11 protein-coding genes are annotated in these 13,921 nt (G+C 50.5%); 7 read left to right on the forward strand and 4 right to left on the reverse strand.

All coding sequences use genetic code 11. The features are described from left to right. Window positions 1–67: 67 nt before the first annotated feature. Window positions 68–3,088 (forward strand): bifunctional diguanylate cyclase/phosphodiesterase, encoded by a 3,021-nt coding sequence (locus ACPXV9_RS08085; protein WP_423895941.1) that lies wholly within the window; start codon window positions 68–70, stop codon window positions 3,086–3,088. Here the strand turns inward: ACPXV9_RS08085 and ACPXV9_RS08090 are convergent. Continuing rightward, window positions 3,085–3,504 (reverse strand): hypothetical protein, encoded by a 420-nt coding sequence (locus tag ACPXV9_RS08090; protein WP_423895942.1) that lies wholly within the window; start codon window positions 3,502–3,504, stop codon window positions 3,085–3,087. The two genes, ACPXV9_RS08085 and ACPXV9_RS08090, sit on opposite strands and share 4 nt — an antisense overlap. 51 nt (window positions 3,505–3,555) lie before the next feature. Between ACPXV9_RS08090 and rmuC the strand changes: the two genes are divergently transcribed. Both rmuC and ACPXV9_RS08100 read left to right on the forward strand, forming a co-directional pair. After that, on the forward strand, window positions 3,556–5,097 hold the full coding sequence (gene rmuC / locus ACPXV9_RS08095; RefSeq protein ID WP_423895943.1) for a DNA recombination protein RmuC: 1,542 nt from the start codon (window positions 3,556–3,558) through the stop codon (window positions 5,095–5,097). A 23-nt stretch (window positions 5,098–5,120) separates the two neighbouring features. Continuing rightward, complete coding sequence (locus ACPXV9_RS08100) at window positions 5,121–5,624, forward strand: DUF2489 domain-containing protein (protein ID WP_423895944.1); 504 nt, start codon at window positions 5,121–5,123, stop codon at window positions 5,622–5,624. Between the two features lie 309 nt (window positions 5,625–5,933). Here ACPXV9_RS08100 and trmA read toward each other — a convergent pair whose 3' ends face one another. Further along, on the reverse strand, window positions 5,934–7,025 hold the full coding sequence (gene trmA / locus ACPXV9_RS08105) for a tRNA (uridine(54)-C5)-methyltransferase TrmA (RefSeq protein WP_423895945.1): 1,092 nt from the start codon (window positions 7,023–7,025) through the stop codon (window positions 5,934–5,936). A 140-nt stretch (window positions 7,026–7,165) separates the two neighbouring features. On the opposite strand from trmA, the gene ACPXV9_RS08110 reads away from it, so the two are divergent. Then, window positions 7,166–7,669: a flavin reductase family protein gene (locus ACPXV9_RS08110; protein ID WP_423895946.1), complete on the forward strand. Its 504-nt coding sequence runs from the start codon at window positions 7,166–7,168 to the stop codon at window positions 7,667–7,669. Window positions 7,670–7,680: 11 nt separating this feature from the next. On the opposite strand, the gene ACPXV9_RS08115 is transcribed toward ACPXV9_RS08110, so the two are convergent. Further along, on the reverse strand, window positions 7,681–9,108 hold the full coding sequence (locus ACPXV9_RS08115; RefSeq protein WP_423895947.1) for a two-component system sensor histidine kinase NtrB: 1,428 nt from the start codon (window positions 9,106–9,108) through the stop codon (window positions 7,681–7,683). 342 nt (window positions 9,109–9,450) lie between these two features. Between ACPXV9_RS08115 and ACPXV9_RS08120 the strand changes: the two genes are divergently transcribed. From ACPXV9_RS08120 to ACPXV9_RS08130, 3 genes are read left to right on the forward strand one after another with little or no spacing between them, the layout of a single operon-like run. After that, complete coding sequence (locus tag ACPXV9_RS08120) at window positions 9,451–10,734, forward strand: hypothetical protein (protein ID WP_423895948.1); 1,284 nt, start codon at window positions 9,451–9,453, stop codon at window positions 10,732–10,734. Beyond that, window positions 10,734–11,762 carry a 1-aminocyclopropane-1-carboxylate deaminase/D-cysteine desulfhydrase gene (locus ACPXV9_RS08125; RefSeq protein WP_423895949.1) on the forward strand — a complete coding sequence of 343 codons (1,029 nt, stop codon included), beginning with the start codon at window positions 10,734–10,736 and terminating at the stop codon, window positions 11,760–11,762. Before ACPXV9_RS08120 ends, ACPXV9_RS08125 begins: the two co-directional genes overlap by 1 nt. Continuing rightward, window positions 11,759–12,886, forward strand: a complete 1,128-nt coding sequence (locus tag ACPXV9_RS08130; RefSeq protein WP_423895950.1) for a cyclic nucleotide-binding domain-containing protein — start codon at window positions 11,759–11,761, stop codon at window positions 12,884–12,886. Before ACPXV9_RS08125 ends, ACPXV9_RS08130 begins: the two co-directional genes overlap by 4 nt. Here ACPXV9_RS08130 and ACPXV9_RS08135 read toward each other — a convergent pair. Next, window positions 12,879–13,880: a DUF1853 family protein gene (locus ACPXV9_RS08135; protein ID WP_423895951.1), complete on the reverse strand. Its 1,002-nt coding sequence runs from the start codon at window positions 13,878–13,880 to the stop codon at window positions 12,879–12,881. The genes ACPXV9_RS08130 and ACPXV9_RS08135 overlap by 8 nt on opposite strands. Between the last annotated feature and the right edge of the window lie 41 nt (window positions 13,881–13,921).

The following is a 13,921-nucleotide window of genomic DNA, read 5'->3' on the forward strand; positions in this document are numbered from 1 at the left end:
AAAATAACTGCTCGCGGCTAATTACTTTTTACGTATTTGGGCTAGTCTTAAGGTGTCGCATTTTTCCTTGCTACGAAAACAATATCAGTACCAGAAACTGGAAATGGATGTGCTTGCCCGCTCTCAAATCAGCCTAAGAATTTTGAAAATTGTAGGAAGTGTCGCAGTGATTGGCTCGCTGTTTTACCTGCTGGCTGTGACCCATTATCTGCGTCTGGATTTTGAGCGCGAGTACAATCGCTCATTGGCCCGGTTCGTCAAGACCACGGCCGATCGTTTTGAGGTCAGTTTTTACGACCGCAGAGCGCAATTGCTGGCTCTGGCACATGATCTTGAAGCCAGTTATCGCAACCCTGATGCGGTATCCCGATACTGGGATAAAGGCTCGAAACAGGATTTGGCTGATAAGCGTTTCAAGGTGGACGTCCACAGCTCGGTATTTATTCCCAAACAGCTGGCTGTGACAGAGGATATGCTCGATGAAATCGCCTACACAGGCAGTGCCTGGGGGGCATCCGAGCGCCAGTTGGGGCGAGAGTTACTGTCATTGTCGTTTATCAGTGATACCGGATTTTTGAGAACCCAGCCGCTGCACCGGGCGTCATTGATGGCCAAGGACTTTGATCCACGCAGCAGTGATCTGTTTGTTGCAGACACTAAAGACAAGGACGGCAGTAACTGGTTTGTGTTACTCGACCCGCTCAACAATGAATTCACCATGACCGTGACTCAGAAGGTGATGACAGAGGATCGTCAGCGGGGAGTTCTGGTTGGTGTGTTTGATATGCCCTACGGTAAATTTAATCGACTGACTCAGGTGACTAACGAGTTTCCCGTACAATTGTTGTTGACTGATAAGGACAATCGACTGCTGGCGTCCAGCGTGCAGTTGCAATTATTGGAGGAGGCAACACCCAATACGGACCTCACAGTGGAATCAATTGCTGCGGTCCTGAAGGATTACCCCGGTCCACAATATGAGGGGGCAGTAGATCAGTGGCACATTCCCGGGTCAGGTAAATACCATCTGGTCACGGTGGCCATGAATGGCACTGAGTGGTCGATGATTGGCCTCTACCCGGATTCCTTTATCGATGACAGGCTGTTGCGGATCAATTACGCAATGTTGGTGTTTATGATCGCCGGAGCCCTGATTCTGACCGTGATCTCCTATCAGAGCCTGCAGCATTATATCAGTCTGCCATTGAAGAAATTGCTGGCGGCAACCCAGAAAATCCCGATGTCCGATTGGCACTACAACGCACCAACCTTAAAAGAGGATGAGGTTGGCGAGTTATCTCACGCCATTGACGATCTGGCGACCAATCTGAGACGAACCATCAACAGTCATCAAAAGACGATCAGCAGTCTGGATGCCATGAGCAAGTCCCTGTCGAGCATGTATTCCACTCTGGACGCCTCCGGTAATTTGACGGCGATTATGGAGCCTGATTGGGAACTGATCTTTGCCAATGAAACCTTTCTGGATTTGTTCGGAGCGGATTTGGGCCATGGCGATTTCAGGGAAATCTATAGGGGATTTTTCCCTCAGTTGGGTGCTGGGCATTTTCAGGAGGTGGAAGACGCTCTCAAGACCCATGGCATCTGGCAGAATGAAATTCATATTGAGTCTACTGACGATGGCTCGACCAAAAACTTTCTGGAAAAAATCTTCTACCAGACAGGGGAAGAGGGTGACATCGTCAGTATTATCTACAGCGCTCAGGCTCTGTTTCAAAGTGGCGAAACATCCGCTGAGATTCAGCGCTTAGCTTATTACGATCATCTGACCGGCCTGCAGAACCGGACCTTTTTCAAAGGCGTTATGGAAAAGGAATTGAATGCCTTGAATCGGTCCGAATCGATGCTGGCGCTGTTGTATCTGGATCTGGACAATTTTAAAACCATTAACGACTCCCTGGGTCACGACGCTGGTGATGAGCTGCTGATTGAGGTAGCCGGCCGGTTACAGGAGTGTCTGCGCAATGAGGATGCGGTGGCGCGTCTCGGGGGCGATGAATTTGCAATCCTGTTGACGGATGTGGATGTCCTGCACTACGTCTCCATCGTGGCCAATAAAATTCTTAAGGCATTGAGCCAGCCCATGCACCTGACAGGACAATTGATTGAAGTTCAGGCCAGTATCGGTGTGACGATTGCCCCCCATGATGGGGTCGAAGTTCAGGAACTGATGAAAAACGCCGATCTGGCGATGTACCAGGCCAAGGCCAAGGGTAAAAACAATTTCCGATTCTTTACCCGGGATATGAATCAGCAGGTTTCCCGACGGCTGGCTCTGGAGCAAGAAGTGAAGTCGGCACTGGAAAATCACGAGTTTGTACTCTTCTACCAGCCCAAGGTGCATCTGAAAAGTGGCGGGATTCACTCGGCTGAAGCCCTGATTCGCTGGCGTCTGCCATCGGGTGAATTTCGCAGCCCGGCGGAATTTATCCCCGCAGCAGAAGACAGCGGCCTGATTGATGAGCTGGGAGTGTGGATTATGAAAACCGCCTGTCAGCAGGCCAAGACACTTTATAAGGCCTTGCGGCAGGAGGTGGTGATCAGTATCAATGTTTCGGCCCGTCAACTGCTCAATCCGGCGTTTGTCAGTCAGGTAGGTCTGGCGATCAATGAAGTCAATCTGAAACCCTCTCTGCTGGAACTTGAGATTACTGAGTCACTGTTTATGAGCAATCTTGAACAGAATATACATCAACTGGATGAGCTTAGGGCGCTGGGCGTCAGAGTGTCGATTGATGATTTTGGCACTGGCTATTCCTCGCTCAGTTATCTCAAGCGTCTGCCCATCGATCAGCTCAAAATCGACCGTTCTTTTATTATGGATTTACCGGACGATGAAGATGATCGGGTAATTTCAGAGCTGATTATTTCCATGGCCCAGCGGCTCTCTCTGGAGGTGGTGGCAGAAGGGGTAGAAACCCGTGAGCAGTATGAATATCTGGATTCCTTGGAGTGTGAATACATTCAGGGCTTCTACTTTGCCAAGCCCTTGCCAGCCGATGAATTTATGAAGTTAATCTTTGAGGTTGCCAAGCAACCCAGAGGGATTTTCAGTCAGCAACACTAAATCAGATCGGTGATGGCTTGCAGATAACAGGGGTGTTCATTGTTGAATGTCGCCTGGCCACCCTGTTGGTGAGCTTTCAGTAAATATTTGCGACCCAGAGGTTTTTCTTGATTGTCGAAGTGGGCTTGACCAAGTCGCAACAGTACAAAGGGATTATTTTCCATACCGGGACAGTGAAGGGCCGACCCCAGCGCTTCACAGGCTTGAGGGTATTGACCAAGACGGAAGTAGGTGTCGCCAATTCCTGTTAGAACCCAGCCGGATTCACGATAGTCGGTCTGGGGCTTGGGGAGGCCAACCCAAGCTTGATAGAATAATCGCAGCGCGGCCTTAAAATCCCCACAATCGTAGCGTTCATAGGCATCCGCACAGAGCTTTTTAAGCTGTTTTGTGTGTGTCTCGTTCAGCTCGGTCATAGTTTGTTCTTTTTATGGCGCATGCAATTGGCTATTCAGGAAATTTAATCAATGACACCATTAACATCAATCCCCGATACCCTGATTTTCCTGTCGGGGGGCGTTCTGGCCACTTCACTGGTGTGGTTTCTGATATGGCGGCATCAAAAGCAATTATTTGAGGCTCGTTTTACCTCGCAACAGCAACAGTTTGAACAGGACATGGCTTTGACCAAGGGCTTGTCGGAACGCGAACTTGAGCAATTGCAGGGGCAGTTACAACAAAGCCAGGCGCAGTTAAGCGAGCAAACCAGTCAGATTGAGCAGTACCAGCAGGATACCCGGCAATTGCAGCAACAGTGTCAGCAATTGATCGCCGCTGAGCAGGTTTTGCAAGAGTCCCTGAAACATCGTGACAGCCAACTGGATGAACTTAAGCAAAAGCGCGAAGCCTATGAGGCCCTGTTGGCAGAGCACAACTCATTGCGAGCCAAAGCCGAGGCCGAACAGGAACACATGGCCAAGCAGCTTCAATTGCTGAATGAGTCCAAGCAGCAGTTGGGCAAAGAATTTGAAGTGTTGGCCAATCGCATTTTTGAAGAGAAGCAACAGGCATTCAGCCGTCAGAGTCAGTCCACCATTGATGCGTCGGTAAATCCCCTGAAAGAACAGTTAAAGGATTTTCGCAAGAAAGTAGAAGACGTCTACGGCAAAGAAGCGGCCGAGCGTAATCAATTGGTGGGGCAGATTGCCGAATTGCAAAAACAGACCAGCAAAATTGGAGAGGATGCCCTGAATCTGGCCAATGCCATCAAGGGGGATAATAAAGCGCAGGGCAATTGGGGTGAGGTTATTCTGGAGCGCCTGTTAGAAGAGTCAGGCTTGCAGAAGGGGCGCGAGTATGACGTTCAGGTCAGCCTCAAATCGGAAGAGGGGGCTCGCCGCAATCCGGATGTGATTATCCGGTTACCGGAAAACAAAGACATTGTGATCGATTCCAAAGTCTCTCTGGTGCACTACGAGAAGTATTATGGAGCGGATTCGGAGCCAGAAAAATCCGATTTTTTGAAACAACATGTCAATTCCTTGCGTACTCATATTAAACAGCTGGGCGCCAAATCCTATGAAGACCTGGAAGGGCTGCGGACACTCGACTTTGTGTTCCTGTTTGTACCGGTGGAAGCGGCCTTTATGCTGGCACTGCAAGAGGATCCGGGACTGTTTCGCGAGGCCTATGACAAGCACATTGTATTAGTCAGCCCAACTACCTTACTGGCTACCTTAAGGACGGTGGAAAACATCTGGCGCTATGAAAAGCAGAACAAGAACGCCGAGGAAATCGCACGTCAGGCCGGCGGCCTCTATGATCAGTTTGTACTGTTAATTGCGGCTTTTGAGGATATTGGTAAGCAACTGGATAAAGCCCAGGTAGCCTATGATCTGACCCAGAAACGCTTAGCCAACGGCCGCGGCAACTTGATCGGCCGGGTAGAGAAGTTGCGCAAGCTTGGGGCCAAGACCAAAAAGCAACTGGCTCAGGCGGCAGACAATCAGGATGCCGAAGAGTTGACGGGCAGTGTCGGCGTTTTGCCAGAAACAGTTGATGATGAATAACGAGTGTACTGAGAGTTGATGTTGTGAATGAAACCTGGATGTTGGTAATTGTTGCCTTTGCTCTGATTGTTCTTGTGGTGCTGATGGTTATGGCCTGGTATTACACCAAAAAAGTGAAGGAAATGGAGGCGGCCCAGAAAGAGGCCATGGCGCTGCTCGAGAAGAAGCTTGAGGAACAGCGGGAGAAACGCAAAAAAAGTATCCGTATTATCGCTCAGGGGGTTGTAGAAGATCAGTTAACCCTGACCGAAGGCGCCATTCGACTCAGTGCATTGTTGGGGTCTATGGAAGCTGGCGAAAGCCACAAGGAAGAATTTAAAGCGGTGTTTTTGCTGGCCGAAGCCACATCCCATATTCCGGTTCTGGATGAATGGAAAGCCCTCTCGACCAAGAAAAAAATGGCCTATGACTCCGAGCGCGTCAACATAGAATCCGATCATAAAGAGTTTGTGCTGGATGCGGCTCAGCGTTTACTGGATGACCCTCGGTTTCAGGTTGAGTCGGTAATGTTTTATCAGGCAGGTTGATTGGTTTTGGGTGGCGAGCCGCGCCGGCTATTGCTAGCCGAGACACGCCGTGAATACATCCCTGTAGGCTCGATTGCAGCATCCTTGCTGCAAACGGTCTCGGATAGCAATACCCGTCACACCTCTGAAATCCCAGAAAAGTTTATATTCCATTTTTCTCTTTTCGAAGTCTTTTGCCGAGGGAGTGAGGCAGCTGCTTTTCAGACCTTTACAGACAGGGATGTCTGTAAAGAGCCTACAGGGATGTATTCACGGCGTGTCTGGAAAGCAGCTGTCTTGCTCCCGTCGATGGCACCATAATCTTTAGGATTAACTTTTCTTGTTCAATACCATCCCGCACTCCATATGATGGGTGTAAGGGAACTGATCAAACAGGGCAAACTGCTGAATATCGTGGGTTTGACTGAGTGCTTCCAGATTGTTTTTCAGCGTCTCAGGATTGCAGGAAATGTAAATGATCTGGTCAAACCGGGAGACAATTTGTACGGTGTGGTCATCCAGACCCGCTCGGGGTGGGTCCACCAGAACCGTTGAAAAATCGTATTCATCCAGGTTAATTTCCTTCAGGCGTCGGAATTCCCGTACCCCATCCATCGCCTCAGAAAACTCTTCGCTCGACATCCGCAATATATCTACGTTGTCGATTTGGTTTTTCTCCAGATTGTAATGAGCCGATTTGACCGATGTTTTGGAGATTTCCGTGGCCACGACTTTGCGAAAACGCGAGGCCAGAGGGATGGTGAAATTGCCATTGCCACAATAGAGTTCCAGCAGGTCTCGGTTGGTTGTCGCTACTGAATCCAGAGCCCATTCCAGCATTTTTTCGCAGATTTTGGCATTGGGTTGAGTAAAACTGGCTTCAACCTGTTGGTAGTGATAGTTGCGGTCGTGAACCGTCAGAGTTTCTTCTACGTAATCCTGACCGATTACCCGTTTTTGTTTGCGACTGCGGCCTATCAGGTGTACACCCAGATCGGAGGCCAATTGCTCGGCTTCAGCCTGCCATTGATCGCACAAAGGTTTATGGTAAATCAGGGTAATTACTGTTTGTCCGGTCAGCGTGTTGAGGAATTCGGCCTGAAATAGGCGGCGGCTTAACAGTTCGCTGTTATTAACCTTCTCAAGGAGCAAGGGCATGAGTTGGTTGATTTGCGCCGTGGCGACCGGAAAGTCATCAATAATAAAGGGACGCTTGTATTCTCCCTGCTTATACATGGCATAATGCGCGCGCCCATTTTCGTGCCAGATCTTAAACTCTGCGCGCATGCGATAATTGGCCTTGGGAGATTCGAACACCTGCATCTGTGGTGTCTCAAACCCGGCGAACAGCTCCTCTAATCGGACGATTTTATCGTCCAGTTGGTTTTGGTACTGCTCGGGGAAGATTTGATTGACCGTCATGGGGAATACTGCTTTAAGTAATTGGGTAAGGGTAAAAAGGGCATTATATCTTTTTAGCCATTATCAGGGCAGCCTGAGCCGTTCAATAAAGTGGACAAGCAGTGCAGTACGATTGCGCGTAATGGAAACAGAGAGTATTTATGAAACAAGTGGAATTGGGTGAAGCAATGAAGGAAGGCATGCGTCGTCTGGCCTCTGGGGTATCGGTTGTTGCCTGTCTTGATGATGACCGTCAACCCTGTGCCATGACCGCCACGTCCATTACCTCGGTCTCTGACAGTCCCGCCTCTCTGCTGGTGTGCATCAATCAGCAAACCCTGATGTACAAAACCCTGAAGGCCGAAAAACCAAGATCCTTCTCAGTAAACCTGCTGGCCGCCCAACACGAGGAGGTATCCAATCGCTGTGCTTCCGGAGATCAGGGGGCCTCGCGCATGTCCGTCGGTGACTGGAATCTCGACGGTGTAGCACCAGTGCTGGAAGACGGACTGGCCAGTTTTATCTGTCAGGTTGATCAGTGGGTCGATTACGGTACCCACGGTATTGTGATTGCCCAAATAGAAACGGTGCTGGTTAACGAAGAGAGCGACATTGATCCGTTGCTCTACTTAAACGGCAGTTACGGTCACTTTTCAACCAAATAATTCTCTATTGATCACAGCGGCAAGGTAATGATGAAGTTGGAGCCCTTGCCGGGGGTTGATTCAACTTCAATGGTGCCCTCATGGTGCTCTGTGACAATAAAATAACTGACTGACAATCCCAGTCCCGTGCCCTGGCCGACCTCCTTGGTGGTATAGAAGGGTTCAAACACATGGCGGCTGACCGGTTCTTCCATTCCGGGGCCGTTATCCTCGATTTCCAGACAGACATGCTCATCCCACCGGTAGAGTCGCAGGGTAATCTTGGGCGGTTCATCGGCTTTGGCTCCCGTGGTGATAAAGCACTGACAGGCATTGCGGAGCAAATTGAGGATCACCTGCTGAATCTCGGTGGCCGCGCAGGGAACCTTGGGTAAATCCGTCTCATATTCCTTTTGCAGGGCCAGCTGGGTGCCGCCATCCTGAGTTTTCAACTGGAATGAGTTATTGGCGAGCAACAGAGCGTGTTCCAGTAATTCTTCTAAATCGACCGGTTCATGGTCCTGAGTGCTGTTGCGTGAAAACTCCAGCATATTGGTCACAATTTTGGCCGAGCGATCACCAGCTTCACGGATATTGTCGAGAAACTTGAAGACTTCCCGCTGGCTCAAATAGGCGTGAATCTGTTCCACCTCAATGCCGAGAGATTGTGCGACCTGATGGTTTTTGGGCAGTTCAGGGGTAGTACGGCGTTGGATATTCTGAATGCTGTTGATGATGGCACTGAGCGGATTATTGATTTCGTGCGCCATGCCCGCCGCCAGCTCGCCCAGTGACAGCATCTTTTCATTTTGTATCATCATATTTTCCATGCGCACCCGCTTGGTGACATCGTCGAGACGGATCACCGCTCCGGGGCGATTGGCGGAAACCAGTGGGTAAATGGTCAGGTCTGTGTGCAGGGCATTGCTGCCACTGCCAGACTGAATGTTCTCGGTAAGCCGGGGAGTTCCCTGATCGATGGTGGTGGTAATCATGTCCTGGGTGACAGGTATGTCCGGGTAAATGTCGAACAGATTACGGGTCAGGGCCTGATAAGCTGTGATATCGGTAGCATGGTGTGCGGCGCTGTTCCAGTGGGTGATGGTGCCATCGGCGGTAACGCCAATCAGGATCGATGGCATGGAGTTGATGATGCTATTGAGGTATTCCTGGGTTTCGGTTAACAGCACCTCGGTCGCCTGCTGCTTGGCGATTTCGTCGGTGAGCTTTTCTGTGCGCTCTATGATCTTTTGTTCCAGCTCTTTTTGGGTAAACTGCAGATTGATCCTGCCGCGTTTGTGCTTGCGTCGACTGATTTGAGAAATAATGATGATAATGACCAACAGGACGATGATCATTGCGGCAAAAATGATACTTTCATCGCTGGTAAAGGCTTTGGCTGAAGCAAAGGTGAAAGCCAGCGTCAGTACAATCAGAAAGGTAACAATAGCTCGGGTCATAGCGGATCGAACCTGCCGGTAAATCAGAGGGTAGCCAATGGTGTTAAATGATCCCCAATGGTATCGCCAGTCCAATTTATGTAGGCGAGAGAAACCGGAGATGTTGTGAGCAAGTACACCGTTATGGTTTTCAAACATAACAGTTGCAGGGTAAATGTGTATAGCTTTGCCGGGATTTGAGCCAGTTCACAGGATGATTGGCCGAATACTTGGCATAATCACAGTAGACGACACTATAGTATTAAGTTGAGTGTCGTTTGGCTGCCGTTCAGCTGAGAGTGTCATTCACTAGCGCTGGCAGGGTCAGCATAATCACTAACAAGGGAATATTGGTGTTTGTAAATGGAAGATAGGGCTGCAGTCTTAATCTTTGAGCAGGACAAGTTGTCGCGGGAAATGCGCTACTCGGAATTTGAGGCCATTCTCGACAATTATGCGCCTATGCCGGAGCTGGCCGGGACCAAGGTCAAGGCGGTGTATGTTCAAATTGATGATGCCCTCAAGGTTAAAGCACTGGTGTTTTTTACCATCAGTTTTGATGCCGAAGGTTTTGCCGATCACCGTTGGAATATTCCTCTGCAACAACTGGCTGAGAACTCTGCCCGTGGGCCCGATATGGGTAGCGGGGCGATTCGCCTGGCCTGTCGTAGCCAGTGTTGTATTGAGTGGCATCAGCCCAATCTATGGGACCCGGAAATGGGCTCCAAGAGCACCCACTTTCATGCGATTCGCGATGCCATCAATGATAACCGGTTGGGTTTCGTGGCCGAACAGGAACCCGATGATATCCCCATTCTGGAAGGTCAGGCGGTAACCTCCGGCGTGACTCAGGCCATCAATACTGAAGCTCTGGAATTGCTGAAAAAGGAGCATCACTTGCGCCTGTCGGCGATGCTGGAAAGTCATGAGCAGGCACTGCAAAAACTCAAAAGCAAGTTTCAGTCGAATTTGAAAGACGCTCGTTCCGACAGGGAACAACTTGAGCAACAACTCCAGCAGGAACAAGCCAAAAACGAAGAACTGAAGCAGACCATTGACGGCCAGGCTGGAAAAATTCAGGGGCTGCGTGAGTATTTTGAAAATAAGCTGGCTACCGCTGTCAGCAGCGGTGAAGAAAGTTTGGAGGATCTGCGCAAAGCCTATGAAGCCGAAATTGATGCCCGGGTGAACGCCTCTACAGCCAGTTTGAAAGAAGAAGTGCAGCTCAAAGAGGTCTCCTTGATGTACAAGGAGACCCAATGCAGTGGCCTCGAAGAAGAATTGAAACGGCTGCAGCAGGAAAAGCAGGAGCTGCTGGCCAACAGTGGCAACCAGTTACTGGAGCGTTTGCACAAGGCCTCAATCAGTTTTGTGTCATTTCAGCCGGGGTACGGTCATTTAACCTTGCCTGTGGATGATATCCCCCTGTTTATGGAAGACAGCGAAGCCTATGTGGCGGAGAAATGTGGTGTCGATAAGCATTTGTACCGCAGCTGGTTGCATCACTATGGCAACCCCAGTTGTCAGGCAATTGCCGATGGCGGACTGCCCTGTGGTCGTCGAATTCCCAGAGTCGAGCGCCCTGCAGATTATCTGATGGGCGAGAGCGATCGCTGTGAAAGCCATGGTCGTCAGGGGCAGGATTGATGACCGGTTGGCCTGATACGTCGAGGTTGAGGAAATGGCTGGGTGGCGATATAGAGCGCCTGACGGCTCAGCAACCGCTGCAACAATTTGTCTGGAAACCCTTGAACGACCTCGGTATTGATTGCTGGATAAAACGCGATGATCTGCTTCATCCACTGATTTCTGGTAACAAACTCTACAAACTCTGGGGGCATCTGCAGCAGGCGCGTCGCCAAAAGGCGCAGTCACTGGTCAGTTTTGGTGGGGCTTATTCCAATCACCTTCACGCTCTGGCGGCTGCCGGGCAGGCGTTAGGCTATGAAACTCACGGCGTGATTCGGGGGCACAGGCCAAAGCAGTTATCGCCAACACTGAGCGATTGCGAGTCGCTGGGTATGAAACTGATGTTCGCCGGTTATCAGGAGTATCGTGACAAGGAGAGGGCAGAGACTGTTAAAGCCTATATTGAATCGCTGCATTTACCTTATTTGATACCTGAGGGGGGCGGGGGTACAGCAGGTGCTGAATACTGCTCCGCCTTAATGAAGGTACTGCGACAGGGAATGCCGGGTCCGGCAACCGTTTGTTTACCCTGTGGCACCGGCACCACTCTGCAGGGGCTCGTACAAACCAGTCATGCCGCAGAAAAGTTTCTGGGTTTTGGTGTCTTGAAGCCATCAAACCGCGACCGGGAAGGCCAGTGGACGGAAATGGAACAGCGCATTGCCGACAGTGTCGATGTCAGAAAAACAGGGCAGTGGCGGATCACTTTTGATTACCACGGTGGAGGTTATGCTAAAGCCAGTCCCGAGCTGCTGGACTTCATTGTTGATTTTGAGGGCACCACGGGCATTCCACTGGAGCCTGTCTATAGCGGCAAAATGATGTGGGGGATACTCCAGTTGGCGCAACAGGGGTTTTGGCCCGCTGGAAGTCGTGTGGTTGCGATTCATACCGGCGGACTGCAAGGGCGTCGAGGATTCTCCAAGCTGCCGCCACTCGAGCAGCAGTCGGAAGTTACCAGTAAAGGGGTTTGCCATAGCTTATGAGTCATTCATCAGAACAGGCCAGGGCTGTCAGCCCGGACGTTTTATCGATGTTGAGTCCGCTTCAGGCCATGTTACCCAGTCATCTGCAGGCATTGGCCGAAACCATGGAGCAGCAGTGGCTGTTTGCGGGTGAAACGCTGTTCACCGGTGGTCAATTTGATACTCGTGTCTATTATCTGCTCTACGGCACGGTGGAGTATCGTCATGGCTCCGGTGAGGTGGAAACGGTCGAAGCCTATCAAACGTTGACGCCATTGGGTGATGAACAGCCCCGGCCCTACACTCTGGTGGCGATTGCTGATTGTTCGGTTATCAGTTTTGATCGTGATTATCTGGATAAATTGCTGACTTGGAGCCAGACAGCGGAATACCTTCTGGCGGACATTTCGATGAATATGGATCTGGATGAAGACACTCATTGGATGAATACCATATTGCGGTCCAATCTGTTTCTGAAGGTGCCTCCCACCAATATGGGGCGCCTGTTCAAAGATATTCGCTCCGAGTTGGTTTACAAGGGTGATGTCATTATTCGACAGGGTGAATATGGTGAGTGCTGTTACTTTATCAAAGAGGGCGCCGCTGAAGTGACGCGCCGCAATGAGGCTTTGGGAAGTTGGGAGCATGTTGCTGATATAGGCCCGGGCCGTTGCTTTGGCGAAGATGCGCTGGTGCAGCAGACCGTGAGAAATGCCAACGTCACCATGACCTCCGATGGGGTCTTGATGCTGTTGGAAAAAGGGCGTTTTCTGGAGCTGCTGCGCGAGGATAGAGTACCTAGCTTGCACTGGACCCAATGGCAGCAACAGCGGCATCAATTTATCGTGATCGATGTCAGAACCGGGCAGGAATACAGTCGTCAGCATCTTCAAGATGCCATTAATATCCCTCTCAATCTGCTGAGCCTGAAACGACGTATCTTGCCGGCAGATAAAAGTTTTCTGGTTTACTGCGATTCTGGCAGGCGCAGCAGGGCGGCGACTAAATTGCTCAATGAAGCGGGCGTGAGCGCTCTGTATTTAAAGCACGGAGCCAATGCCATCCCACGAGAGTCTTATCACGAGCTGGTGACCATACAGGATTACGTAATTCGTGATGGTCAGGTGATTGCTTCGGTCAGCTAGGGCTGGGTAGACTTTCCGGCCAGTTATTGCCGACCACCATATAGCGGTGGGCTTCCTCAACATAATTCGGGTCTGCCGAACAGGCCTGGCATTGAATGACCATACAATACTGTTTTTCGGTTTCGAAAAGTCGGTTGATTTCAGCGCGGAGCTCAACGCTATCCAACACTCTTTGTTCTTGGTGCAGCAGGTCTGTTGCCTGTAAAAACCAGTCCAGCCATTCCGATCGTCGAAGTATGACCCATTGCGGTGTTGTTGCTGTGTCGTCTGTAAGTTCGCGCAATTGATTCTGATGCAGCCAGCTGCCTCTGTTATGACAGTCTGTTGCGTAATCTGGTGGCGCGAGCGGTTGTTTGAATGGGTAAAACAACCAGCCTTTTACCAGCAAGTGTTTCACAATGTCTGTTGCGGGCCATTGCCCGGGAATGGCTTGTGGGTGCCGCTCCAGAAGTGTCAGCTGTTTGTGGCACATCTGGCTCAGTTTTAAATCCAGACGGTCTCTGCAATTGGGCCCCAGCCACAGGGTGGATGAATCCGGAGCGTTGTAACCGAGGTAAAACTTGATCGCCAGTTCGTAGTGATGCAGCTCATCGGTGTTGGCGTCAAAATTCAGTGCATCGATCTCACCCAGCGTGGTGCCGTTATCGTTAATCTGTTGATTGAACAACCAGTCAGCGGGGTTTGGCTGTGCGGCGATATAACGCCAGTAATAATGCCAGTAGCGTTCGAATTGGTGGCCGAGGCGTTTGGAGTGGCAAGCGGCTTGCCATTGTTCAATGGATGGTGCCGGGGACGTTCTGCAGCTCGTCTGTTTGTCCATACGATCAAGCCATGACTGCAAGTGTGGCGCTATGTCCTGACAGTCAAATCCGGAACCATTTGCCTCGATGCCGGCGTTTAACGCCAGAGGATTAACCAGATCCGGTGATTGCAGGCACCATGATAGGGTTCGTGCCAGAGCAGGAACTAGAGGATTGCGGAATAATTCGGTCATTGGGTGCCCATCAATGAAAGGGATTTGTATAATAGGGATCC

Origin of the sequence: Candidatus Pelagadaptatus aseana (assembly GCF_040362265.1) — a bacterium.
In the GTDB taxonomy this organism is placed as follows: Bacteria; Pseudomonadota; Gammaproteobacteria; order Pseudomonadales; family Cellvibrionaceae; genus Pelagadaptatus; species Pelagadaptatus aseana.

Coding starts and splice junctions, on each gene's coding strand:
- ACPXV9_RS08120 (WP_423895948.1), top strand. CDS start 9,451: ATGGAAGATAGGGCTGCAGTCTTAATCTTTGAGCAGGACAAGTTGTCG.
- rmuC (WP_423895943.1), top strand. CDS start 3,556: ATGACACCATTAACATCAATCCCCGATACCCTGATTTTCCTGTCGGGG.
- trmA (WP_423895945.1), bottom strand. CDS start 7,025: ATGACGGTCAATCAAATCTTCCCCGAGCAGTACCAAAACCAACTGGAC.
- ACPXV9_RS08125 (WP_423895949.1), top strand. CDS start 10,734: ATGACCGGTTGGCCTGATACGTCGAGGTTGAGGAAATGGCTGGGTGGC.
- ACPXV9_RS08090 (WP_423895942.1), bottom strand. CDS start 3,504: ATGACCGAGCTGAACGAGACACACACAAAACAGCTTAAAAAGCTCTGT.
- ACPXV9_RS08110 (WP_423895946.1), top strand. CDS start 7,166: ATGAAACAAGTGGAATTGGGTGAAGCAATGAAGGAAGGCATGCGTCGT.
- ACPXV9_RS08115 (WP_423895947.1), bottom strand. CDS start 9,108: ATGACCCGAGCTATTGTTACCTTTCTGATTGTACTGACGCTGGCTTTC.
- ACPXV9_RS08135 (WP_423895951.1), bottom strand. CDS start 13,880: ATGACCGAATTATTCCGCAATCCTCTAGTTCCTGCTCTGGCACGAACC.
- ACPXV9_RS08130 (WP_423895950.1), top strand. CDS start 11,759: ATGAGTCATTCATCAGAACAGGCCAGGGCTGTCAGCCCGGACGTTTTA.